This is a genomic window from Streptomyces sp. NBC_01012, from assembly GCF_045162755.1.
GTDB lineage: Bacteria > Actinomycetota > Actinomycetes > Streptomycetales > Streptomycetaceae > Streptomyces.
On the sequence record NZ_CP108688.1, the window covers coordinates 1,134,136 to 1,157,226 of the forward strand.

Consider the following 23,091-nt stretch of genomic DNA (forward strand, 5'->3'; position numbering starts at 1 on the left):
AATGCCGAGCCCACGGCCAGACCCCGGCGCGTGGACCATGCGACCCCCATGGCTTAATTTATGATGTGAGTTAAGCCTCGGGGAAAGGTCGCGTCAAGAGTCTGCGTCGGGGTAGCGTTCCTGACAAGCGAGTGGTGGAGGAGCCCAGATGGCCCAGCGGACCAGACGTACGGTGCGCGACCTGCGCAGGGACAGCCGAGCGGCCGTATTGCAACGGTTGTATTTCGAAGGGTCGATGAGCCGCCAGGAGCTCGGCCCCGCCACCGGCCTCAGCTCGGGTTCCGTGAGCAACGTTGTTGCGGAACTCGTCGCCGAGGGCCTGGTGGAGGAGGCCGGCAGCGTGGAGTCGGACGGCGGACGCCCCCGCACCCTGCTGCGGGTCAATCCGCGCAGCGGCCATCTGATCGGCATCGACGTCGGGGAGACCCGGGTCAGGATCGAGGCGTTCGACTTCACCCTGTCCGAACTCGCCCGCACCGAGCGCCCCTTGGCGGAGAACCTCTACGAGGTCGGCGTGATCGTGGAGCACATCCGCAGCGGCATCGAGGAGGTGCTCGCCGCGACCGGGCTCCCGGCGGACGGCCTCCTCGGTGTGGGGATCGGAGTCCCCGGCGTGGTGGAACGCGATCCGCTGAGGGGCTCGGTCGTGCACGGCCAGACCATCGGCTGGGACGCGGTCCCCCTGGAGGCGCTGCTGCGCGAGTCCGGCGGACTCCCGGACTCCGTGCCCTACTTCATCGACAACGGCGCCAAGACGCTCGGCCAGGCCGAGATGTGGTTCGGGGCCGGCCGCGGCGCACGCAGCGCCGTGGCGATCCTGTTCGGCTCGGGTGTCGGCGCGTGCCTCTTCCCCGAGGACGCCCCGCAGGGCCAGGCCCTCGAATGGGGCCATCTGACCGTGCATGTGGGCGGACGGCGGTGCCGCTGCGGTTCACCGGGGTGCCTGGAGGCGTACGCCGGCGCGGAGGCGGTCCTCCAGCGCTGGCAGGAGGCCGGCGGGACCCCTCCGGAAGGTGTCGACGAGGAGACCCGTCTGACCGCGCTCCTCAGCGCCGCCGCTCCGCAGGACGGCGGCGAGCCCGACCCGGCGGCCCGCACGGTGATCAGGGAGACCGCCGAGTATCTGGGCGCCGGGCTGGCCGGCCTGATCAATCTCCTCCAGCCGGAGCGCATCCTCGTCGGAGGCTGGGCCGGACTCCAGTTCGGGGCCGGCTTCCTGGAGGAGGTACGGGCCCACGCGGTGGCCTACTCACTGAGGCACCCGGCGGCGAAGGTCACCATGGACCTCGGCAAGCTGGGCCCCGACGCGGTCACCGTGGGCGCCGCGACCCTCCCGCTCGCCGACTTCCTCGGCCGGGGCGGGCGCGGCACCACACCGGTGCAGGAGGCCACTCCCCCGGCCTGGCGCGCGGCCCTCGAGGACCGCGTACTGAACTGAGCCCGCCCCACGAGAACTTCCCCGGGGCGGCACCGCCCCCGGGGAGCCGGGTCCGGCCGGCGTCGGCGGACGCCGGCCGGCGCCCCGAGTTCAGCGGCCGACCGCGTATCCCTGCATCCCGCGCGGATTGGCGGCGGCGGACAGGACGCCGGTCTCCGGATCCCTCGCGACGGCGCACATCCGGCCCTCGGACCAGGGGTCGCCGACCGTGACGTCATGACCGCGCCGGCGCAGTTCCGCGACGACCTCCTGGTCCATGCCCTCCTCGACGGTGACGCTGCCCGGGCGCATTCCGCGCGGGAAGAAGGAGCCGGGAAAGCTGTCGTTGTGCCAGTTCGGGGCGTCGATGGCGCCCTGGAGGTCCAGGCCGCCACGGACCCGGCCGCGCAGCGCCACGGCGAGGAAGAAGTGCAGCTGCCACTGGTCCTGCTGGTCACCGCCCGGCGTGCCGAAGGCCATGACGGGAACTCCGTCGCGCAGTGCCAGGGACGGGGTGAGCGTGGTACGCGGACGGCGGCCCGGGGTCAGTGTGTTGGGCAGGCCCTCGTCGAGCCAGGCCATCTGCAGCCGGGTGCCGAGCGGGAAGCCGAGCTCGGGCACCACGGGGTTGGACTGGAGCCAGCCGCCGCTGGGGGTGGCGGCGACCATGTTGCCCCAGCGGTCGACGATGTCGAGGTGACAGGTGTCGCCGCGGGTCGCGCCGTCCTTGGCGACGGTCGGCTCACCCGCACCGGCCACCGGGATGCCCATGGCGTCGAAGCCGGATTCGCCCGAAGCGACGGCGAGGGCGTGCGCGCTGAGGACCGGGGTGCGGCCGTCGGGGCTGCCGGGGCGGAGCTCAAGGGACGCGGTGTCCGCGATGAGCGCGCGGCGCTCGTCGTTGTACGGCCCGGAGAGCAGCGTGTCGAGCGGTACGCCGGTGGCGTCGCCGTACCAGGCCTCGCGGTCGGCCATGGCGAGCTTGCAGCCCTCGACGAGCAGATGGACGTAGTCGGCGGAGCCGTAGGCGGGGAGCTCGGGCGGCAGCAGGGCGAGCTGCTGGAGGAAGGCGGGGCCCTGGCTCCAGCCGGCCGCCTTGGCCAGCGTCCAGCCGTTCCAGTCGTAGGTCGCGGGTGCTTCGTACGTCGCGGACCAGTCCGCCAGGTCGGCCGCGGCGAGGGTGCCGGTGTGACGGGTCCCGCTGGTGTCCATGGTGGGCTCGGCGGCCTGGCGCACCAGCGCCTCGGCTATGAACCCCGTACGCCAGACGGCGCGGGCGGCGTCGATCTGCGCGGCGCGGTCCTGGCCGCCCGCCTCCTCGGCCTCGGATATCAGGCGGCGCCAGGTGGCGGCGAGGGCCGGGTTGCGGAACAGCGTGCCGGGCTCGGGCGCCTTTCCGCCGGGCAGGTAGACCTCGGCGGAGGTGGGCCACTCGGTCTCGAAGAGCGCGCGGACGGTCTCCACCGTCTGGCCGACACGCTCGACGGGGGCGTGTCCGTCATCCGCGTACCCGATCGCATAGCGCAGGACCTCTGAGAGGGTCTTCGTCCCGTGGTCGCGCAGCAGCAGCATCCAGGCGTCGAATGCGCCGGGCACGGCGGCGGCCAGCGGCCCGGTGCCGGGGACCAGGTCGAGACCGAGCGAGCGGTAGTGCGCGGCGGAGGCACCGGCGGGGGCGGGGCCCTGTCCGCACAGCACCCGCACCTCGCCGTCCTTGGGCGCGAGGATCATCGGGACCTCGCCGGCCGGGCCGTTGAGGTGGGGTTCGACGACGTGCAGGACGAATCCGGCGGCGACGGCCGCGTCGTAGGCGTTACCGCCGTCCTCCAGGACGGCCATCGCGGACTGCGAGGCGAGCCAGTGGGTGGAGGACACCATGCCGAAGGTGCCCTGGAGGGTGGGGCGGGTGGTGAACACGGGGGCTGCTCCTTGCTGCGGCGTGCGGGATTTCTGTGGTGCCCTGCGGATCGTACGGAGGGATACGGGGCCTGGACAGGGCAGGTCAGGCAGCCGCGTCCGGGGCGGTGCCGTCGTCGGCCACGAGATGGCAGGCGACCTGCCGGCCGCCGGTGATCTCGCGCAGGGCGGGGACCTCGGTGCGGCACCGGGCGACGGCGAGCGGGCAGCGGGTGTGGAAGCGGCAGCCGTCGAACACACTGCCCGTGGGGCCGCCGCCCGATGAGGCGGACCGGCGTCGGGCGGGCGGGTCGACGGGGCTGGGAAGTTCGCCGTGCAGCACGATGCGCTCGCGGGAACGCTGCACCACCGGGTCGGGGACCGGAGCCGCGGACAGCAGGGCCTGGGTGTAGGGGTGCTTGGGGGCGGCGAACAGCTCGGCTGTCGGGGCCTGTTCGACGATCTGCCCGAGGTACATCACCGCGATGCGGTCGGCGAGGAACTCGACGGCGGCCAGGTCATGGGTGATGAACAGGCAGCCGAAGCCTCGGTCGCGCTGAAGGTCGGCCAGCAGGTTGAGGACGGAGGCCTGGACCGAGACGTCGAGCGCCGATGTGGGTTCGTCGGCGACGACCAGATCGGGGTCGCAGGACAGCGCCCGGGCGATCGAGATGCGCTGACGCTGCCCGCCGGACAGCTCGTGGGGGTGCCGGTCGGCGTGCTCGGGGCGCAGCCCGACCTGGCCGAGCAGCTGCTCGACCCGCTCCCGTACGGCTGCTCCACGGGCGTGGCGGTGCAGCCTGATGGGTTCGGCGATGATCCGGCCGACGGTCATCCGGGGGTCGAGCGAGGACGAGGGGTCCTGGAAGACCAGGTGGAAGTCCTTGCGCAGGGGGCGCAGTGCGCGGCGCGAGAGGTGGCTGACGTCGGTGCCGTTGATGTGGACGGTGCCGTCGGTGGGTTCGTCGAGGCGTACGGCGCACCGGCCGACGGTCGACTTGCCGCTGCCGGACTCGCCGACGAGGCCGACGACCTCGCCACGGCCGACGGTGATCGAGACACCGTCGACGGCCCGGACGGTGCCGCCGCCCGAGGCCCCGAAGTGCCGCTTCATGCCGCTGATCTCCAGCACCGGGGGGCGCGGGGCGTCCGCGTCTTCCTCCCGGGGCGCGGGGACGGTCTGTGCGGTGGTCATTTTCCGGCCTCCTGGGCTTCGGTGCTGTTTCCGGGAGCGGGCTCGGGTTCGCTCTCCGAAGGACCGGCCTCCGGGTACGGGTGCCAGCAGGCGGCCCGGTGCGAGGCGCCTGCTCCTGCCTGCCGGTCGACGGCACGGAAGCCCGGCCGGCCCCCCGTGCAGTCCTCGTCGGCACGCGAGCAGCGGGGTGCGAACGTACAGGCGTCGGGCTGGCTGTCCAGGCTCGGGACCAGGCCGGGGATCTCGGGCAGCCGTCGCTTGCCCTCGCCGCCGGGCCGCAGTACGGCACCCAGCAGACCCCGGGTGTAGGGGTGGCGGCCGGACGCGAACAGGTCGTGGACCTGGGCCTGTTCGACGGCACGGCCGGCGTACATCACGAGCACCCGGTCGGCCGCGTCGGCGACGACCCCGAGGTCGTGGGTGACCAGGACGATGGCGGTGCCCAGGCGCTCTCGCAGGGACTGGAGGACTTCCAGGATGCCCGCCTGCACGGTGACGTCCAGGGCGGTCGTCGGTTCGTCCGCGATGAGGACGGCCGGGTCGCAGGCCACCGCGATGGCGATCATGACGCGCTGCCGCATCCCGCCGGAGAGCTGGTGCGGGTACTCGTCGACCCTGTCGGCCGGCGCGGGGATCCCGACGAGTCCGAGGAGGTCGACGGCGCGGGCCTTGGCCTCCTTCCGGCTCAGACCCTGGTGCCTGCGCAGCACTTCACCGATCTGCCGGCCGATGGTGAGGACCGGGTTCAGCGAGGTCATCGGCTCCTGGAAGATCATCGCGATGTCCTTGCCGCGTACCTTCTGGAGCTCCTTCTCCGGAGCGCCGACCAGTTCGCGTCCGCCGAGCCTGATCGAGCCGCCGACCCGGGCGGTGGGCGGGAGCAGGCCCATGGCCGCCATCGAGGTGACGGACTTCCCGCAGCCCGACTCCCCCACCACGGCGAGGACTTCGCCGGGCGCCACGTCGTAGGAGACCCCGTCGACGGCGTGCACGGTGCGGGCGTCGGTGTGGAAGGAGACCGACAGGTCGCGCACGCTCAGCGCGGACCCGGCAGGCGCCTTCGGCGCGGTTTCGGTGACGGTCTCGGTCATCGGGTTGCTCCTCGGGGGTCCAGGACGTCGCGCAGCCCGTCGCCGAGCAGGTTGAAGGCCAGCGTGGCCGCGACGATCGCGAGGCCGGGGAAGACGGCCAGCCAGGGCGCGGGTGCCAGGAAGGACTGGGCGCCGGAGAGCATCACACCGAGCGAGGGGTTCGGCGGCTGGACGCCGAGGCCCAGGAAGCTCAGCAGCGCCTCGCCGATGATGGCGGCGGGGATGCCCACGGTCGCCTGGACGATCAGCGCGGAGGTGGCGTTGGGGAGAATGTGCCGGAAGAGCACGGTGCCGTCACCGCCCCCGTTGGCGACGGCCGCCGCGACGTAGTCGACGTGCTTGAGCCGCAGTGTCTCGGCGCGGGTGATCCTGATGACGGCGGGGATCTGCGAGATGCCGATGGCGAGGGTCGCGTTGGTGAGGGACGGGCCGAGGATCGCGGCGAGTCCGACGGCGAGCACCAGGAACGGGAAGGCCAGCATGGTGTCCGTCAGCCGGGACACGGCGGTGTCGGCGAACCTGCCGTAGTACCCGGCGAGCAGACCCAGCGGTACGCCGACGACGAAGGCCAGCACGACGGCGAGGAGTCCGACCTGCATGGACGCGCGGGCGCCGTGGACGATCCGGGAGAGCTGGTCGCGGCCGAGGTCGTCCGTACCGAGCCAGTGGGAGGCGCTGGGCTCGGCCAGTACGTTCCCGAAGTCCGGCTGGGAGGGGTCGTACGGGGCGACGAGCGGCGCGAACAGGGCGGCCAGGACGAAGAGCGCGGCGATGATCCCGCCGGTGAGCGCGAGCCGGTTCCTGCGCAGGGCGCGCAGCCTGCCGCCGCCGGCCTTCCGCCTGCTCGTCCCGGGTGAATTGGGGAGCGCTGTGGTCGCGGTGGTCACCGGGCACCTCCGAGCCGGATGCGCGGGTCGATGACCGAATAGACCACGTCGACCAGCAGGTTGATGAGGATGTACGCGGCGGAGGTGCAGAGCACCACGGCCTGGAGTGTGGCGTAGTCGCGGGTGAAGACGGCGTCGATGGTGAGCTTGCCGAAGCCGGGGAGTACGAAGATCTGCTCGGTGACCACGGCGCCCGAGATCAGGCTCCCGAGCTGGAGACCGAGCACGGTCACGACGGTGACGAGCGAGTTGCGCAGGGCGTGCCCGCCGATGACGGAGCCCCTGGAAAGGCCCTTGGCGCGGGCGGTCCTGACGTAGTCGGCGGAGAGGGAGTCGAGCATCGCGGCCCGTGTCTGCCGCATCACGACGGCGGCGAGGCCGGAGCCGAGCACGATCGCGGGGAGCACCATGCGGCGCAGGTTGTCGACGGGGTCGGTGCTGAAGGGCACGTACCCGGAGGCGGCGAACACCGGCAGGGCGATGGCGAATCCGAGGACGAGCACGATGCCGAGCCAGAAGGTGGGGATGGACAGGCCGACCAGCGCGACGGCGTTGGCGAGCCACTCCTCCGGCTTCCCGCGCCGCACGGCGGCGACCACGCCCGCGCCGATGCCGACCACGACCGCGAGGAGCAGGGAGAGTGCGGCCAGCTCCAGCGTGACGGGCAGCGCCTGGGCGATGGCGTCGGCGACGGGGAGGCCGGTGCGGGACGAGGTGCCGAGGTCACCGGTCAGGGCGTGGCCGATGAACCGTCCGTACTGGACGAGGATGTTGTCGTCCAGGCCGTAGCTCTCCCGGACGGCGGCGAGCGCCTCGGGGCTGCGTTCCTCACCCGCCAGCGCGAGCGCCGGGTCGCCGGGCAGTGCCCTGATGCCGGCGAAGACGACGATGCTGACGAGGAAGAGGGTGATGAGGGACTGGCGCAGCCGCGTCAGCAGATACTTCGTCATCGGGTGTACCCCGCATTCTTGACCCGGACCAGTCCGTCGCCGTAGACGTGGATGCCCGCGATGTCCTTGCCCGCCACGACGTAGTTCTTCTGGCGGTAGAGGTAGACCAGGGCATGGGCGTCCTGGACTCGCCGGGTGAGTTCGTCGTAGATCTCGGTGCGCCGTGCGGGGTCGGCCACGCTGCGGCCCTCCGCGATCAGCTTGTCGATCTTCGGGTCGCCGAGACCGTAGGCGTTCATGGCGCCCGCCGTCTTGAGGAAGTTGGAGACGTTGCCGTCCGGGTCGAGCCGGCCCGACCAGCCGCTGGTGAAGACGTCGTAGTCGCCGCCGTCGGTCTCCGCGAGCATGGTGGCGTACTCCGTGGGCCGCAGCGAGAGTTCGAAGCCGGCCTCCTTGACCATGGCCTGGAGCACCTGTCCGACGCGGCCCTGTTCGGGTGTGGTGGACGTCTTCAGCTCGATCTTCACCGGGGTCTTCACCCCGGCCTCCCTCAGCAGTTCCTTGGCCCGGTCGACGTCGCGGCCTGGGCAGTCCTCGGGTGCGACGCCCGGGGCGATGGCGGACTGCGGGGATATGGGGCCGCAGGCGGGCTCGTACATGCCCTGGAAGACGACCTTGTTGAGCAGGTCCCGGTCGATGGCGAGCTCGAAGGCCTCCCGGACGCGCACGTCACGGGCGATGGGGGTGTCGATCTTCCCCGGCTTCTGCCCGAGGCCCTTCACGTTGCCGACGTTGAGGCCGATGCCCTGGTATCCGAGCGAGGGTGAGTTGAACAGCTGGAGCTTCGGCTCGGTCAGTGCGCTCCGTACGTCGACGGGGGCCATCTGGTCGCCGACCTGGAGGTCGCCGGAGCGCAGGTTGGCGAGTCGGACGTTGCCGTCGGGTATCGGCTTGTAGACGACCCCGTCGAGGTGGACCCGGTCGGCGTCGTAGTAGTTCGGGTCCTTCTTCAGGACGATCCGGTCGCCGCCGGTGCGCCCGGCGAAGCGGAAGGGGCCGACGCAGGAGGGGTGGTTGGTGAAGTTCTTCCCGTACTTCTTCAGTGCGGCCGGTGACATCACCATCCCGGCCCGGTCGGCGAGCACACCGGTCAGCGGGACGTACGGGTGGTCGAGCGTCAGGCGGACGGTGAGCGGTCCGGTGGCCTCGGCCTTCGTGACCGGGGCCAGCTCGGTGGCGCGCGCGGATCCGGCGAGATCCCGGTGGCGCAGCAGGGAGGTGACGACCGCGGCGGCGTCCAGCAGGGTCCCGTCGCTGAACTTCAGCCCGGGGCGCACCTGGACGGTGACCGTGCGCCCGTCGGCCGACGTGGTGGGCAGCGACGCGGCGAGCTGCGGCACGAAGGCGCCGTCCTGGTCGATGTCGTAGAGCTTCTCGCACATGCCCGCGAAGACCGTGCGGCCCACGAGGGTCTGGGCGAGGGTGGGGTCCAGTTTGTCGGGGTCGGAGTTGAGAGCGACGGTGAGCGTCCCGCCGTCGCGTACGGGCCGGTCGTCGGTCATGCGCACACCACCGACTTCGGTCGCCGAGGACTGCAACGACGCGCAGCCCGAGGTGAGGGACGCCAACACAACCGCCACCAGGGCAACCGCTTTTCGGCGCACGGGGGCCTACCTCCCGCCAGGGGTGATCAAGGAATATCGCAGACCGTATTTCGCATACAGTCCGCAAGGCAAGAGTTCGGCCCACATCACGGACAGCTTTTACCTGACGATCGGGTAACGGCCCGGGGCCTCGCCCCGGGCCGCGGGGCGTCACCCGGCCGTGAGGCGTACGGCGACCACGTGCGGGCCCGCACCCGGGGGTACGGACAGCTCGGCGGTCCCCTCGGTCACGGTGGCCTCCAGGACCTCCACCGGGGTGCCGTCCTCACCGAGCAGGGCCGCGACGCAGCCCGGTGAGGGCCAGCCCCGGACGGTCAGCCGCGCGGTGCGGGGGCCGTCGTCGCCGTACAGTCCCAGGGCGTGGACGGCGTGCGGGCCCTGTTCGTCGCCCGTACGCGTCAGGTGCCACTCCAGGTCCCCCTCCGCGCCGAGGGTGTCCGGGACCGCGCGGCTCCCGTAGACCGCCGGGCCGATGCTCCGCAGCAGCGCGCCGAGTCGGGTCATCCGCTCGACCACATGGCGGGAGATCTTCCCGGTCGCGTCCGGGCCGACGCCGATGAGGTAGTTGCCGCCGCGCGCCACGATCCGCACGAGGGTCGCGGCGATCTCCGTCATCGGCTTGGCCGGCTCGTCGACCCGTGTCGAGCACCACGAGGGCGTCATCGTGACGCAGGACTCCCACGGATGGCCCGGGTTGCTCTCCGGAACCTCCTGCTCGGGGGTCCGGTAGTTCTCGTGCGGTCCGTGGACCTCTCGGTCGACGACCAGGATGTCCGGCCGCAACTCGCGTGCCCGGTCGGCGATCTCGTCGATGCCGATCGGCTCGTCGGGGGCGTGGACCCAGCCGGCGTCGAGCCACAGGACGTTGATCTCCCCGTAGCCGGTGAGGAGTTCCTCGATCTGACGGTGCGTGAACTCCACGAAGGAGCGCCACTTCGCCGGCTTGGTCGCGATGTCGTAGTTGTGCCGCCGGTCGGTGATGGGCAGGGACCTGTCCCAGTAACCCGGGTGGGACCAGTCGGCCTTGGAGAAGTACACCCCGGTCTCCAGGCCTTCGGCACGGAAGGCGTCGAACGTCTCGGCCACGATGTCGCGGCCCAGGCCCGCGTCCTCGGCGGTGCTCTTGAGGTTCGTCTGGTCGGAGTCCCACAGCGCGTATCCGTCGTGGTGCTTCGTCGTCAGGACCAGATACCGCAGTCCCGCGTCCGCGCACACCCGGGCCCATTCCGAGGCGTCGTAGTCGCTGCCGGTGAACGTGCGCATCCGGTCGTAGTACCAGGTGTGGTACTCGGCTGCCGTGCCCTCGAACTCGGGCGGTACGTCAGTGAAGGAGCCCAGGTCCGAGCGGTGCAGCGACCAGGAGTCGCCCTGTCCGACGGCGGCGTAGATGCCCCAGTGCATGATGACGCCGACCTTGAGGTCCTGCCAGTGCTCCAGGGCGGCCCTGGTCCGGGGGTCGTCGGGCCAGGTGTAGCCGGGGTCGGGCGCCCCGGTCAGCGCACCCGCCGCGGCGAGTGCGTCCGGTGTGAAGTCCACCTCGGTCATCAGAACTTCGTTCCTCCCTCTTCGATGCCTTCGAAGAAGTATTTCTGCGCCACGGAGAAGATGACCAGCACCGGCAGAAGCGCGAGCACCGCACCGCTACCGTCGGACGCATGATCGTATGGCTCAACGGAACCCATGGCGCGGGCAAGACGACGACCGGGCCACTCGTGCAGGCGCTCCTGCCGGACTCACGCGTGTTCGATGCCGAGAAGGTCGGCGAGACACTCATGGACATCACGCCCGGGCTGCCCTGGACGGGCAACTTCCAGCACTGGCCGCCGTGGCGGCCGCTGGTCGTCGAGACCGCCCGACATGTACTCGACTACACCGGCGGCACCCTGGTGATGCCCATGACCGTCCTGGTCGAGGAGTACTGGCGGGAGATCAGCGAGGGATTCGCCCGGCACGGCATCCCCGTACGGCACTTCGTCCTCCACGCCGACCAGGAGACGCTCCGGGGCCGCATCGAGGGCGACACCGTGCTGGGCCCCTCGCCCTTCCGCATCCAGTATCTGGAGCCCTACGCCGAGGCGGCCCGCACCTGGCTGCACCGAGAGGCCGAGGTCGTCGACACCACGCGGCTCACGCCCGAGCTGGCCGCGCGGCGGATCGCGGAGTCCGTCCTGGGCTGATACTGGAGTATGTGCGTGTCCATCCGGATATCGGGGCAACCGGCCCCAGGACCCGAGGACCCGCGCCCTCGCACGAGAAGGGAACGAAGCCGTGCATGGCGAGTACAAGGTGCCCGGCGGCAAGCTTGTCGTCACAGATCTGGACGTCGAGGGAGGCGTGCTGCGCGATGTGCGCGTCGCCGGTGACTTCTTCCTGGAGCCCGACGAGGCGATCCTCGCGATCAACGGCGCCCTGGAGGGCGCCCCCGCCTCGACGGACACGGCGGGCCTGGCTGCCAGGATCACGGCGGCGCTGCCGGAGTCGACGGTCATGCTCGGGCTGACCGCGGAGGGGGTCGCCGTCGCGGTGCGGCGGGCCCTGGGCCGTGCGACCGAGTGGAGCGACTACGACTGGCAGCTGGTGCACACGGGACCGCAGGCCCCCGCCCTGCACATGGCGCTGGACGAGGTCCTCACCGCCGAGGTGGCCGCCGGGCGGCGGGCGCCCACCCTGCGGGTCTGGGAGTGGGCGTCGCCCGCCGTCGTCATCGGCAGCTTCCAGTCCCTGCGCAACGAGGTGGACCCGCAGGGGGCGGCGAAGCACGGGATGACGGTGGTGCGCCGTGTCTCCGGCGGCGGCGCCATGTTCGTGGAGCCGATGAGCACGATCACCTACTCCCTCTCCGTGCCGGATTCCCTGGTGTCGGGTCTCTCCTTCGCCGACAGCTACGCGTACCTCGACGACTGGGTCCTGGGCGCACTCGGCGACATGGGCATCAAGGCCTGGTACCAGCCGCTCAACGACATCGCCACCGACGCCGGCAAGATCGCGGGCGCGGCGCAGAAGCGGATGGTCGGCCCCGACGGCGGACCTGGGGCCGTCCTGCACCACGTGACCATGTCGTACGACATCGACGCCGACAAGATGCTGGAAGTGCTGCGCATCGGCAAGGAGAAGATGTCCGACAAGGGCACCAGGAGCGCCAAGAAGCGCGTCGACCCGCTGCGCCGGCAGACCGGCCTCGCCCGGGAGCAGGTGATCGAGAACATGATCGCCTCCTTCCGTGACCGCCATGGGCTGACCACGGGTGAGGTGACGGCTCAGGAACTGGCGCGGGCGGAGGAGCTGGTGCAGACGAAGTTCGCCACCGAGGAGTGGACCGCGCGGGTGCCGTAGGAAGTTCCCGCGGCCCCACGCACGAGCGCCCCGGCGGGCGGGAAGCCTGCCGGGGCGCTCATGCGTGCGGTGCGCGCCGGGTGCGGTGCGCGGGCCGGGTCAGCCGAGGGTCGCGATGGCCTTGTTGAAGGTGGCCGAGGGACGCATGACGGCCTCCGCCTTCGCGGGGTCGGGCTGGTAGTAGCCGCCGATGTCGGCCGGCTTGCCCTGGACGGCGGCGAGCTCGCCGACGATGGTCTGCTCCTGCTCGGACAGCGTCCGGGCGAGCGGTCCGAACGCCTCGGCGAGCGCGGCGTCCTCGGTCTGCTGCGCCAGCTCCTGGGCCCAGTAGAGCGCCAGGTAGAAGTGGCTGCCGCGGTTGTCGATGCCGCCGACCTTGCGGCTCGGGGACTTGTCCTCGTTGAGGAAGGTGCCCGTGGCCCGGTCCAGGGTGTCGGCGAGCACCTTGGCGCGCGCGTTGTCCGTGGTGGTGGCCAGGTGCTCGAAGCTGACGGCGAGGGCGAGGAACTCACCCAGGCTGTCCCAGCGCAGGTAGTCCTCCTTGACCAGCTGCTGGACGTGCTTGGGCGCGGAACCGCCTGCGCCGGTCTCGAACAGTCCGCCGCCGTTCATGAGCGGGACGACGGAGAGCATCTTCGCGCTGGTGCCCAGTTCGAGGATGGGGAACAGGTCGGTGAGGTAGTCACGCAGCACGTTGCCGGTGACCGAGATGGTGTCCTCGCCGCGGCGGATGCGCTCCAGCGAGAAGGCCGTGGCCTCCTCCGGCGTACGGATGGAGATGTCCAGGCCGTCGGTGTCGTGCTCGGCCAGGTAGGTGTTGACCTTGGCGATGAGGTTGGCGTCGTGCGCGCGGCCCTCGTCCAGCCAGAACACGGCCGGGTTGCCGGTCGCGCGGGCGCGGGTGACGGCGAGCTTGACCCAGTCCTGGATCGGCAGGTCCTTGGTCTGGCACATCCGGAAGATGTCACCGGCGCCGACGGTCTGCTCCAGGACGACGGCGCCCTTGGTGTCGACGACCCGCACCGTGCCGGTGGCGGGGATCTCGAAGGTCTTGTCGTGGCTGCCGTACTCCTCGGCCTTCTGCGCCATCAGACCGACGTTGGGTACGGAGCCCATGGTGGACGGGTCGAAGGCGCCGTTGGCGCGGCAGTCGTCGATGACGACCTGGTAGACACCGGCGTAGCTGCTGTCGGGCAGGACCGCGATGGTGTCGGCCTCGCCGCCGTCCGGGCCCCACATGTGGCCCGACGTACGGATCATGGCGGGCATGGACGCGTCGACGATGACGTCGCTCGGCACGTGCAGGTTGGTGATGCCCTTGTCGGAGTCGACCATCGCCAGGGCGGGGCCGTCGGCGAGCTCGGCCTCGAAGGACGCCTTGATCTCGGCGCCCGTCTCCGGCAGTGCGTCGAGGCCCTTGAGGATGCCGCCGAGGCCGTCGTTCGGGGTCAGGCCGGCCGCCGCGAGCGCGTCGCCGTACTTGGCGAAGGTGTTCGGGAAGAAGGCGCGGACCGCGTGGCCGAAGATGATCGGGTCGGAGACCTTCATCATCGTGGCCTTCAGGTGCACGGAGAACAGGACGTCCTCGGCCTTGGCGCGCGCGACCTGGGCGGTGAAGAACTCACGCAGCGCGGCGACGCGCATGACGGCCGCGTCGACGACCTCACCCGCGAGGACCGGGACGGACTCGCGGAGCACGGTGGTGCTGCCGTCGTCGCCCGCGAGCTCGATGCGCAGGGAGCCGGCCTCTTCGATGACGACGGACTTCTCCGTCGAGCGGAAGTCGTCGACGCCCATGGTGGCGACGTTCGTCTTGGAGTCGGCGCTCCAGGCACCCATGCGGTGCGGGTGCGCCTTGGCGTAGTTCTTGACCGACGCGGGGGCGCGGCGGTCGGAGTTGCCCTCACGCAGGACGGGGTTGACCGCGCTGCCCTTGACCTTGTCGTACCGCGCGCGAACGTCCTTGTCCTCGTCGGTCCGCGGGTCGTCCGGGTAGTCGGGAAGCGCGTAGCCCTGTCCCTGGAGCTCTGCGATCGCGGCCTTCAGCTGCGGGATCGAGGCCGAGATGTTGGGCAGCTTGATGATGTTCGCGCCGGGAGTCGTGGCCAGCTCGCCGAGCTCGGCGAGCGCGTCATCGATACGCTGATCGGCCTTGAGACGCTCCGGGAAGCCGGCGATGATCCGCCCCGCCAGGGAGATGTCGCGGCGCTCCACCGTGACACCCGCGGTCGAGGCGTACGCCTCGATGACGGGCAGGAACGAGTACGTCGCCAGGGCAGGGGCCTCGTCGGTGTGCGTATAGATGATGGTCGAGTCAGTCACCGGGTGCTCCGCTCCACGTCTGCAACATTGCTTGACATCAAGATATCTCGTGACCGGCCCCCTCTCCACAGTGGCCCGCGCCCGGTCCGCCGCAACCGGTCACCGATGCCGTGCGGGGCCCGGCGTGCCGGTGGCCGGGGGGCGGTGCTCGTGCCAGCGGCGGTCGGCCTCCAGCTGTGCGGCGAGCGCGATGAGGCGGGTCTCGCTGCGGGAGGGGCCGAGGAGCTGGGCGCCCAGTGGCAGGCCCTCGGGGGTGAAGCCGGCCGGGACGTTGATGCCGGGCCAGCCCAGGACGTTCCAGGGCCAGGCGTAGGGGCAGGCCGAGGTCATCGCGAGCTCGGTGCGCCAGGCGCTGAGGCCGTCGAAGGCCCCCACCCGCGGTGGCGGGGCGGCCGTGGTCGGGGTGAGCAGCACGTCGTATCCGCCGCGCGCGGTGTCGAAGAAGGAGCCGATCCTGGCGTGCTGGCGCACCTCGCGCAGGCGGGCCGCCCGCACGACCCGGCCGCCGAGGCGGGTCCCGGTGCGCAGGGCGCTGCGGGTGCGCGGGTCCAGGAGCCAGGGCTCGGGGTGCAGCGCGGCGAGCTCGGCGATGCCGGCGGTGGCCCGGGGGACGAAGGAGAGGCCGATCAGCCCGTAGCGGGGGCGGGCCTCCTCGACGTGGTGGCCGAGCCCGGCGAGTGCTTCGGCGAGCGCGGTGACGGCGCGCCTGACGTCCGGGTGGGGCGCGTTGCGCGTGAGGGTGGTCGGGGGCCGCAGGGCGAGGCCGATACGCAGCCTGCCCGGATCGCGGCGGGCCGCGCCGGAGGCGTCGACGGCGGGCGGACGGTGCGGGTCACCGGGGTGCGGTCCCGCGGCGGCGTCCAGGAGGAGGGCGGCGTCCGCGACCGTACGGGCCAGGGGGCCGTTGACCGTGAGCCCCTGGAAGGCGTCGCTGTGCGGGTGGACGGAGATCCGGCCGCGCTGCGGCTTGATGCCGACGAGGTGGGTCCAGGCTGCGGGGATACGGACGGAGCCCGCACCGTCGGACCCCAGTGCGGCGGGGACGAGCCCTGCCGCGACCGCCGCGGCTGAGCCCCCGGATGAACCGCCGGGGGTGTGCGCGGTGTTCCAGGGGTTGCGGGTGGCGCCGAAGGCGCGCCCTTCCGTGAAGGCCCACTGTCCCAGCTCGCAGGAGTTGGTCTTGCCGACGACGACGGCCCCGGCGGCCCTGAGCCTGCGGACGGCCTCGCTGTCGGCGGTGGCGGGCGGCAGCGTGCCGTCGCAGCCGAAGTAGGTGGGCAGGCCGGCCACGTCGGTGTCGTCCTTGACCGCCACCGGCACCCCGAGCAGCGGGAGCCGCTCCCCCGCTGCGAGCCGCCGGTCGGCGTCGGCGGCCTCGGCGAGCGCGGCCTCATGACGCAGTTGACGGAAGGCGTTGAGGCGGTGGTGGCTCGCCTCGATGCGCGCGAACGCCTCGGTGACCAGCGCGGCGGAGGTCGTCCGGCCATCGGCGAGCTCCCTGGCGCAGTCCGCGAGCCCTGGCTGTACGGGCGGCTCCACCGGCCTGAGGGGCCCGGTCCGCTCCGTGGGGTCTGCTGAGTCCGTGGGGTCTGCTGAGGACATCACCACCGCCTCCTCGCGTCCGCCGGGACCACCGGGTCCCAGGGGGCGCCCCGGATCCGCCCGCACGGGTCTACTGGAGAGTAACGAGGCGCGGCGGCGCGCTCAAGCACGCCGCACGCGGATCGGGGCGCCACAGCGGTGTGCTGCTGTTACGGCCGCACCTGGATCTCGCCGATGCCCGTGCCGAGCCCGGCACAGTGGGCGGTCGACTGCCCGGACTCGCCGGGCCGCAGCGTGACGTGCTCACCGTCCACGTCGGGGGACCAGCCGCAGACGAGGTGGACCCAGAAGGTCTGCGTGGCCGAGCCGTTGTTCGCGCACAGCGCGTACCCGGTGTAGTCGTCGATCGCGTGCTTGCCCGTGTCGCACGACAGTCCCGGCGGGATGGCCGCGGGTGCGGCGGCGGGTGTGGCGGCCATCGCGGCGGTGGCCGGCACGGCGAGTGCGACGGTCAGACCGGCGACGGCCGCACCCCGCGCCAGCGTGCGGACGGCGTTCCCCTTGAACAGCTTGTTCATTTCTCCCCTTTTCTACGGCGAGTCCGTTGATCCCGGTCGACTTCCGGTGATCTCCGGGGGCACCCCTCCCCCACGTTCCGTAGCCGAAAACAGCGCCGAACCTCACCCTCCGTACACCCCGTCCGCCGGGCAGGCAACCGTGCGCGGGCGTACGCTCACCGGGAGGGTGAATCCCGCTCGAGAGGGCCCTGCGCAGGGCCGTTTTCCGAGGAGGCGCCGTGGCAGGACAGCGCATCGCCGCACGTGCCGCCGCCTGCGCGGCAGTGGCAGTGACCGCGCTCGCCGTGACCGGCGGTACGGCGGCCCAGGCGGACGACGACATCGAATCGCTCCCCGCCGAACAGATCGCCGACCGCTCCCGGGACGCCTTGCTGGACGTCCGGTCGCTGCACCTGCGGGCGCAGGGCGACCTCGGGAAGAACCGCCCGCCCATGACGATCGACCTCAGCCTGGACCGGAGCGGCAACTGCGCCGGTGACGTGGACCTGGGCAGGAACAAGGGCAAGGCGGAGATCATCAAACGGAGCGACTCGGTCTGGCTCAAACCCGATGCGGACTTCTGGGAGAACCAGGTCCCCGTCGGAGGCTCCGCCTTCGAGGCGATCCTGGCCGGGCGGTACATGAAGGCCTCCGCCTCGGACTCCCGGCTGCGTCCGATCGTGCAGGGGTGCGATCTGGACACCTTCCGCGACCTGGTCTCCGACAACGCCGGCACATCCGCGGGGACGTTCACCAAGGGGAAGGTGACCAGGGTCGACGGCACCCGTACCGTTCCGGTCACCCGGACCCTGCACGGGCAGGAGCTGACGGCGTACGTGGACACCGAAGGCGTGCACCACCCGGTGCGGATCACCGTGCGGGGCGACGGGGCGGACGCGGCCGTGGACTTCTCCCGTTTCGACGAGCCGGTACCCACGGCCACGCCGCCCGCGGACGAGACCGTGGACATCAGCGCGGTGCTCGGTAGGGCCCCCGCACAGTCCTGACGAGGAGGGTGTGGACGACGAGCGAGGAGACCAGGCCGACGGCCCAGCCGTAGTCGGCCAGCGGTCGGAGCACCGGGATCAGACCGTCGGCGGGGAAGGGGCCCTTGCCGGGTGCCGAGTGGGAGCCGCCCACCGCGAGGACTCCGCCGATCACGAAGGCGACGACGGCACGCCAGTTCCAGCCGCGTGTGTACCAGTAGCGGCCTCCGGGGCGGTAGAGGTCCGGCAGTTCGAGCACGGTGCGGTTGATGATCCAGTAGTCGGCGATGAGGATGCCGGCCACGGTGCCGAGCAGACCGCCCACCAGGCCGAGCCAGGTGAAGATGTACAGCTCGGGAGTCTCGGTGAGCTTCCACGGCATGATCAGGACGCCGACGACCCCGGTGACCAGCGCGCCCGTACGGAAGTTGATGAGCTTGGGTGCGAGGTTGGCCAGGTCGTAGGCGGGAGAGACGACGTTGGCCGCGATGTTCACGGAGACGGTCGCGATCAGCACGGTGATCAGTCCGAAGAGGAGCCCGAAGACGTTGTCCGTCTTCGCCACGAGCTCCACCGGATCCCAGATCGCCTCCCCGTACACGGCCTGGGAACCGGACGTGACGAAGACGGAGAGCAGCGCGAAGAACGTCATCGTGGTCGGAAGTCCGAGCGACTGGCCCCAGATCTGGGCGCGTTGGCCGGCGCCGAAGCGGGTGAAGTCGGGGATGTTCAGGGAGAGCGTGGACCAGAAGGCGATCATGCCCATCAGCGACGGGAAGAAGACCGGCCAGAAGTCCGCGCCCCAGCCCAGTGCGGACGGCTGGTCGAGGAGCGGGCCGAACCCGCCCGCCTTGACCGCGACCCACACCAGCAGGACCACCGCACCGACGATGACGAAGGGCGCAGCCCAGTTCTCGAAGCGGCGAAGGGTGTCCATGCCCCGGTAGATGATGGCGAGTTCAAGGGCCCAGAAGAGGACGAAACAGAGCCAGAGCGTCCAGGGCTGCCCGCCGATCTCGCCGGCGCGCGCCCAGCCGCCGAAGATCTTGCCGAGCAGTGTGAAGATCCCGACGCCGCCGATCCAGGTCTGGATGCCGAACCAGGCGCAGGCGACCGCGGCCCTGATCAGCGCCGGCAGGTTGGCGCCGCGCAGCCCGAAGGAGGCACGGGCCAGGACCGGGAAGGGGATGCCGTACTTGGGTCCCGCGTGCCCGGTGAGCAGCATCGGGGCCAGCACGATCAGGTTGGCCAGCGCGATCGTGAAGACGGCCTGCTTCCAGTCCATGCCGAGCGCGACGAGGCCTGAGGCCAGCAGCCAGGACGGGATGTTGTGGGCCATCCCGATCCACAGGGCGGCGAAGTTGTACGTCGTCCACCGGCGTCGCTCAAGGGGCACGGGCAGCAGGTCGTCGTTGACGAAGCGGGGGTCATCGGGGACGGCGCCCGGGGCGAGTTCGATCCGGCCCGTGGGGTCGGACATCCGCTCGCCGGGCGGGGGTGGTGGGACGGTCGCGGTCATGGTGGCGTGACCCTTCGCTCGGGAGGTGTGCCGTGCGGGGTGCGGGTGTGCCGTGCGGGTGCGGGTGCGGATGTGCCGTGCGGGGTGCGGGTGGGGGCTGCGTGGCGTGCCGGTGGGTGGTCCGGAGCCGCCGCGTGCGGGATCAGGCGGACAGTGCGGGGATGACCGTGGAGCCGTAGGCGTCGATGGTCGCCTCCCGCGCGTCATGCATGTTGTAGACGGCGAACTGGTCGACACCCAGGTCCCGCAGGGCCTGGAGCTTCTCGATGTGGGCCTCGGCCGGCCCCAGCAGACAGAACCGGTCCACGATCTCGTCGGGGACGAAGGCCGTGTCCGGGTTACCGGTGCGGCCGTGGTGGCTGTAGTCGTATCCCGAGCGGCCCGCGATGTACGCGGTGAGGGCATCGGGAACCAGGCCGGAGTGTTCCCCGTAGCGGGTGACGAGGTCGGCGACGTGGTTGCCGACCATCCCCCCGAACCAGCGGCACTGCTCGCGCGCGTGGTCCAGGTCCTCGCCCACATAGGCGGGCGCGGCGACACAGATGGTGACGGAGTCCGGGTCACGGCCGGCCGCCGCGGCCGCGTCGCGTACCGCCTTGACCATCCATTCGGTGAGGTAGGGATCGGCCAGCTGAAGGATGAAGCCGTCGGCCTTCTCGCCGGCCAGCGCGAGTGCCTTGGGGCCGTACGCGCCCATCCAGACGGGCAGCCTGCCGTCCTTCACCCAGGGGAGCTGGACCGGCTGTCCGTCGACGGTGGCCTCGCGGCCCTCCGCGAGGTCCCGGATCACCTCGATGGCCTCGCCGAGCCGGTCCAGCGTGTTCGGCCTGCGGCCGGCCACCCGCATCGCCGAGTCACCGCGGCCGATGCCGCAGACGGTGCGGTTGCCGTACATGTCGTTGAGCGTGGCGAACGTGGAGGCGGTGACCTCCCAGGTGCGGGTCCCCGGGTTCGTCACCATCGGCCCGACGATCAACCGCTCGGTGTGCTCCAGGATCCGGCTGTAGATGACGAAGGGCTCCTGCCAGAGCACCGCCGAGTCGAAGGTCCAGCCGTAGCGGAAGCCGTTGCGTTCCGCGCGGCGCATGAGTCCGACGACGGCCGATGCGGGCGGGTCGGTCTGGAGGACGAGTCCAAAATCCATGACAGATGCTCCTGTTCGAAGTACTGACACATGGCGCGGGAAGGGGACGATGCCGACCTCTTCCCCGGCTTCGGGAGGGGAGTCCGGACGACGGCGCGTGACGTTCCTGCTGCCGCACCGGGACGGCCGTGCTGCCAGAGAATGAGAGTTATGTCGGCTGAAGGTATCGTTTATGGCGTTCGGTCGCGGTATCGACCTCTTCGGCAGTGGCGAATCTCCTCCCGGTGAGGCCGGTGAATTCCCGCACGTCTCACCGCGTAAGCGATTCAAGCGGAAGGATCGACCATGGGCACGGTCACGACGATCGACGGCACGGACATCTACTACAAGGACTGGGGCCCTCGCGACGCCCAGCCGATCGTGTTCCACCACGGCTGGCCGCTCAGCGCGGACGACTGGGACAGCCAGATGCTCTTCTTCCTCGCCCAGGGCTACCGGGTGATCGCCCACGACCGGCGGGGGCACGGGCGCTCCTCCCAGAGCGCCGACGGGCACGACATGGACACCTACGCCTCCGACGTACGGGCGCTGGCCGAAGCGCTGGACCTGCGCGGCGCGGTCCACATCGGGCACTCCACCGGCGGCGGCGAGGTCGCCCGCTACGTCGCCAGGTCCGAGCCCGGGCGGGTGGCGAAGGCCGTGCTCGTCAGTGCGGTGCCACCGGTCATGCTGAAGTCCGCGTCGAATCCCGGCGGCCTGCCGATGGAGGTCTTCGACGGGTTCCGCGCCTCCCTGGCCGCCAATCGCGCACAGTTCTACATCGAGGTGGCGGCGGGGCCGTTCTTCGGATTCAACCGTCCCGGTGTCGAGGTGTCGCAGGGGCTGATCGACAACTGGTGGAGGCAGGGCATGCGGGGCGCGGCCAACGCCCACTACGAGTGCATCAAGGCCTTCTCGGAGACCGACTTCACCGAGGACCTCAAGAAGATCGAGGTGCCGGTCCTGGTCGCCCACGGCACCGACGACCAGATCGTGCCCTACGAGGACGCGGGGCCCCTGTCGGCGAAGCTGCTGCCGAACGGCAGGCTGAAGACCTACGAGGGCTATCCCCACGGGATGCTCTCGACGCATCCGGACGTCATCAACCCCGACCTCCTGGCGTTCGTGAAGGAGTAGGGAACCCGTCAGCGATGGCCGGTGCGGACTCCCCTTCCGACGCTGGCCCCTGACATCCCGTCGGCAGGCCGGCCGACACGTCCGGCGGCCGCTCACAGGTACTGGGACAAGCCCCGGGGCACGTACGCCCCATGCCCCGCACGCCCGACGTAACCACCCTCCTCGATGACCGGGACTCCGCGCGACAGGACCGTCTCGACCCGCCCGGTGACGCGCTTGCCCTCGTACGCCGAGTAGTCGACGTTCATATGGTGCGTCCCGGCGGAGATGGTCTGCTCGGCCGCCGGGTCGTACACGACGACGTCCGCGTCCGAACCCGGCGCGATCGTCCCCTTCCGCGGATGGAGACCGAACATCCGGGCCGGCGCCGCACAGGCGATCTCGATCCAGCGACGGCGCGAGATGTGTCCGTCCACCACGGCCTGGTGCAGCAGATCCATCCGGTTCTCCACGCCCGGCATGCCGTTGGGGATCTTCGAGAAGTCGCCCCTGCCCAGCTCCTTCTGGCCCGAGAAGCAGAACGGGCAGTGGTCGGTGGAGACCACTTGGAGCTCGTCGTTCCGCAGACCGCGCCAGAGCGCCTCCTGGTGCTCCCTGGGGCGCAGCGGGGTCGAGCAGACGTACTTGGCGCCGTCGAAGCCGGGTTCGGCGAGGTTGTCCGTGGAGAGGAAGAGGTACTGCGGACAGGTCTCGCCGAAGACCGGGAGCCCCTTGTGCCGGGCGGCGGCGATCTCGTCGAGTGCCTCGTCGGCCGAGACATGGACGATGTACAGCGGCGAGCCCGCCACCCGGGCGAGCTGGACCGCGCGGTGGGTGGCCTCGGCCTCCAGGGCCACCTTGCGTACGTCGCCGTGGTGGCGCGGATCGGTGCGGCCCTCCGCGAGCGCCTGCTCGACGAGCACGTCGATGGCGATGCCGTTCTCCGCGTGCATCATGATCAGCCCGCCGTTGCCCGCGGCGCGTTGCATGGCGCGCAGGATCTGTCCGTCGTCGGAGTAGAAGACCCCGGGATACGCCATGAACAGCTTGAACGAGGTGACACCCTCCGCCACCAGCCGGTCCATCTCCTTGAGCGTGGACTCGTTGACGTCCGAGAGGATCATGTGGAAGGCGTAGTCGATCGCGCAGTTGCCGTCGGCCTTCTCGTGCCAGGTGTTCAGCCCCTCCTGCAGCGAGCGGCCCATGGTCTGGATGGCGAAGTCGACGATCGTGGTGGTGCCGCCCCAGGCGGCGGCCCGGGTGCCGGTCTCGAAGGTGTCGCTGGCGAAGGTCCCGCCGAACGGCATCTCCATGTGCGTGTGCGCGTCGACGCCGCCCGGGATGACGTACTTCCCGGTGGCGTCGATCCTGCGGTCGGCGCTCCAGCCCGCCGCGGCGTCGGTGCCGTGGGCGGCGAGGGCGGCGACGCGTCCGCCCTCGATGAGTACATCGGCGTGGATCTCGTCCGACGCGGTGATGACGAGACCCCCGTGGATGACGGTGCGGCTCATGACCCCTCCTCGCGGTGGCGGAACCGGCCTACGGGCGTGGGC

18 protein-coding genes are annotated in these 23,091 nt (G+C 71.2%); 5 read left to right on the plus strand and 13 right to left on the minus strand.

What is annotated here, in order from left to right; all coding sequences use genetic code 11:
- Nucleotides 1-148: 148 nt before the first annotated feature.
- Complete coding sequence (locus OG623_RS04810; RefSeq protein ID WP_406144570.1) at nucleotides 149-1,438, plus strand: ROK family protein; 1,290 nt, start codon at nucleotides 149-151, stop codon at nucleotides 1,436-1,438.
- A 90-nt stretch (nucleotides 1,439-1,528) separates the two neighbouring features.
- Here the strand turns inward: OG623_RS04810 and OG623_RS04815 are convergent, their stop codons facing one another.
- From OG623_RS04815 to OG623_RS04845, 7 genes are all read right to left on the minus strand, one after another.
- The gene (locus tag OG623_RS04815; RefSeq protein WP_406144572.1) at nucleotides 1,529-3,334 is read right to left on the minus strand and encodes a gamma-glutamyltransferase family protein; all 1,806 of its coding nucleotides are present in this window, start codon (nucleotides 3,332-3,334) and stop codon (nucleotides 1,529-1,531) included.
- A gap of 85 nt (nucleotides 3,335-3,419) precedes the next feature.
- Nucleotides 3,420-4,508 (minus strand): ABC transporter ATP-binding protein, encoded by a 1,089-nt coding sequence (locus OG623_RS04820; protein WP_406144574.1) that lies wholly within the window; start codon nucleotides 4,506-4,508, stop codon nucleotides 3,420-3,422.
- The gene (locus OG623_RS04825; protein ID WP_406144576.1) at nucleotides 4,505-5,599 is read right to left on the minus strand and encodes an ABC transporter ATP-binding protein; all 1,095 of its coding nucleotides are present in this window, start codon (nucleotides 5,597-5,599) and stop codon (nucleotides 4,505-4,507) included. Before OG623_RS04825 ends, OG623_RS04820 begins: the two co-directional genes overlap by 4 nt.
- Complete coding sequence (locus OG623_RS04830) at nucleotides 5,596-6,486, minus strand: ABC transporter permease (RefSeq protein WP_406144577.1); 891 nt, start codon at nucleotides 6,484-6,486, stop codon at nucleotides 5,596-5,598. The genes OG623_RS04825 and OG623_RS04830 overlap by 4 nt, the downstream gene beginning before the upstream one ends.
- Complete coding sequence (locus OG623_RS04835) at nucleotides 6,483-7,436, minus strand: ABC transporter permease (protein WP_406144579.1); 954 nt, start codon at nucleotides 7,434-7,436, stop codon at nucleotides 6,483-6,485. The genes OG623_RS04830 and OG623_RS04835 overlap by 4 nt, the downstream gene beginning before the upstream one ends.
- On the minus strand, nucleotides 7,433-8,938 hold the full coding sequence (locus OG623_RS04840) for an ABC transporter substrate-binding protein (RefSeq protein WP_406144580.1): 1,506 nt from the start codon (nucleotides 8,936-8,938) through the stop codon (nucleotides 7,433-7,435). Before OG623_RS04840 ends, OG623_RS04835 begins: the two co-directional genes overlap by 4 nt.
- Before the next feature lie 252 nt (nucleotides 8,939-9,190).
- A complete protein-coding gene (locus OG623_RS04845) occupies nucleotides 9,191-10,585 on the minus strand; it encodes an alpha-L-fucosidase (RefSeq protein WP_406144581.1) in 1,395 nt (464 codons plus the stop codon).
- Between the two features lie 110 nt (nucleotides 10,586-10,695).
- Between OG623_RS04845 and OG623_RS04850 the strand changes: the two genes are divergently transcribed.
- Together OG623_RS04850 and OG623_RS04855 are read left to right on the plus strand one after the other, a co-directional pair.
- Nucleotides 10,696-11,217 carry an ATP-binding protein gene (locus tag OG623_RS04850; RefSeq protein WP_406144583.1) on the plus strand — a complete coding sequence of 174 codons (522 nt, stop codon included), beginning with the start codon at nucleotides 10,696-10,698 and terminating at the stop codon, nucleotides 11,215-11,217.
- A 91-nt stretch (nucleotides 11,218-11,308) separates the two neighbouring features.
- The gene (locus OG623_RS04855; protein ID WP_406144585.1) at nucleotides 11,309-12,373 is read left to right on the plus strand and encodes a biotin/lipoate A/B protein ligase family protein; all 1,065 of its coding nucleotides are present in this window, start codon (nucleotides 11,309-11,311) and stop codon (nucleotides 12,371-12,373) included.
- 99 nt (nucleotides 12,374-12,472) lie between these two features.
- Here OG623_RS04855 and OG623_RS04860 read toward each other — a convergent pair whose 3' ends face one another.
- The 3 genes from OG623_RS04860 to OG623_RS04870 form a co-directional block, all read right to left on the minus strand.
- Nucleotides 12,473-14,695: an NADP-dependent isocitrate dehydrogenase gene (locus OG623_RS04860; protein ID WP_406144586.1), complete on the minus strand. Its 2,223-nt coding sequence runs from the start codon at nucleotides 14,693-14,695 to the stop codon at nucleotides 12,473-12,475.
- Between the two features lie 99 nt (nucleotides 14,696-14,794).
- The gene (locus OG623_RS04865; RefSeq protein WP_406144587.1) at nucleotides 14,795-16,297 is read right to left on the minus strand and encodes an amidase; all 1,503 of its coding nucleotides are present in this window, start codon (nucleotides 16,295-16,297) and stop codon (nucleotides 14,795-14,797) included.
- Nucleotides 16,298-16,446: 149 nt separating this feature from the next.
- Complete coding sequence (locus tag OG623_RS04870) at nucleotides 16,447-16,815, minus strand: hypothetical protein (protein WP_406144589.1); 369 nt, start codon at nucleotides 16,813-16,815, stop codon at nucleotides 16,447-16,449.
- Between the two features lie 218 nt (nucleotides 16,816-17,033).
- On the opposite strand from OG623_RS04870, the gene OG623_RS04875 reads away from it, so the two are divergent.
- A complete protein-coding gene (locus OG623_RS04875; RefSeq protein ID WP_406144591.1) occupies nucleotides 17,034-17,801 on the plus strand; it encodes a hypothetical protein in 768 nt (255 codons plus the stop codon).
- On the opposite strand, the gene OG623_RS04880 is transcribed toward OG623_RS04875, so the two are convergent.
- Together OG623_RS04880 and OG623_RS04885 are read right to left on the minus strand one after the other, a co-directional pair.
- Nucleotides 17,764-19,299, minus strand: coding sequence for an NCS1 family nucleobase:cation symporter-1 (locus OG623_RS04880; protein ID WP_406144593.1), 1,536 nt, complete (start codon nucleotides 19,297-19,299; stop codon nucleotides 17,764-17,766). The genes OG623_RS04875 and OG623_RS04880 overlap by 38 nt on opposite strands.
- 142 nt (nucleotides 19,300-19,441) lie before the next feature.
- Complete coding sequence (locus OG623_RS04885) at nucleotides 19,442-20,443, minus strand: TIGR03842 family LLM class F420-dependent oxidoreductase (RefSeq protein ID WP_406144595.1); 1,002 nt, start codon at nucleotides 20,441-20,443, stop codon at nucleotides 19,442-19,444.
- A 285-nt stretch (nucleotides 20,444-20,728) separates the two neighbouring features.
- Between OG623_RS04885 and OG623_RS04890 the strand changes: the two genes are divergently transcribed.
- Nucleotides 20,729-21,559, plus strand: a complete 831-nt coding sequence (locus OG623_RS04890; RefSeq protein ID WP_406144596.1) for an alpha/beta fold hydrolase — start codon at nucleotides 20,729-20,731, stop codon at nucleotides 21,557-21,559.
- A 92-nt stretch (nucleotides 21,560-21,651) separates the two neighbouring features.
- Here the strand turns inward: OG623_RS04890 and hydA are convergent, their stop codons facing one another.
- Nucleotides 21,652-23,049: a dihydropyrimidinase gene (hydA, locus tag OG623_RS04895; RefSeq protein WP_406144598.1), complete on the minus strand. Its 1,398-nt coding sequence runs from the start codon at nucleotides 23,047-23,049 to the stop codon at nucleotides 21,652-21,654.
- Nucleotides 23,050-23,091: the final 42 nt, after the last annotated feature.

Coding starts and splice junctions, on each gene's coding strand:
- OG623_RS04810 (WP_406144570.1), top strand. CDS start 149: ATGGCCCAGCGGACCAGACGTACGGTGCGCGACCTGCGCAGGGACAGC.
- OG623_RS04820 (WP_406144574.1), bottom strand. CDS start 4,508: ATGACCACCGCACAGACCGTCCCCGCGCCCCGGGAGGAAGACGCGGAC.
- OG623_RS04825 (WP_406144576.1), bottom strand. CDS start 5,599: ATGACCGAGACCGTCACCGAAACCGCGCCGAAGGCGCCTGCCGGGTCC.
- OG623_RS04835 (WP_406144579.1), bottom strand. CDS start 7,436: ATGACGAAGTATCTGCTGACGCGGCTGCGCCAGTCCCTCATCACCCTC.
- OG623_RS04840 (WP_406144580.1), bottom strand. CDS start 8,938: ATGACCGACGACCGGCCCGTACGCGACGGCGGGACGCTCACCGTCGCT.
- OG623_RS04845 (WP_406144581.1), bottom strand. CDS start 10,585: ATGACCGAGGTGGACTTCACACCGGACGCACTCGCCGCGGCGGGTGCG.
- OG623_RS04850 (WP_406144583.1), top strand. CDS start 10,696: ATGATCGTATGGCTCAACGGAACCCATGGCGCGGGCAAGACGACGACC.
- OG623_RS04865 (WP_406144587.1), bottom strand. CDS start 16,297: ATGTCCTCAGCAGACCCCACGGACTCAGCAGACCCCACGGAGCGGACC.
- OG623_RS04870 (WP_406144589.1), bottom strand. CDS start 16,815: ATGAACAAGCTGTTCAAGGGGAACGCCGTCCGCACGCTGGCGCGGGGT.
- OG623_RS04880 (WP_406144593.1), bottom strand. CDS start 19,299: ATGACCGCGACCGTCCCACCACCCCCGCCCGGCGAGCGGATGTCCGAC.
- OG623_RS04885 (WP_406144595.1), bottom strand. CDS start 20,443: ATGGATTTTGGACTCGTCCTCCAGACCGACCCGCCCGCATCGGCCGTC.
- OG623_RS04890 (WP_406144596.1), top strand. CDS start 20,729: ATGGGCACGGTCACGACGATCGACGGCACGGACATCTACTACAAGGAC.
- hydA (WP_406144598.1), bottom strand. CDS start 23,049: ATGAGCCGCACCGTCATCCACGGGGGTCTCGTCATCACCGCGTCGGAC.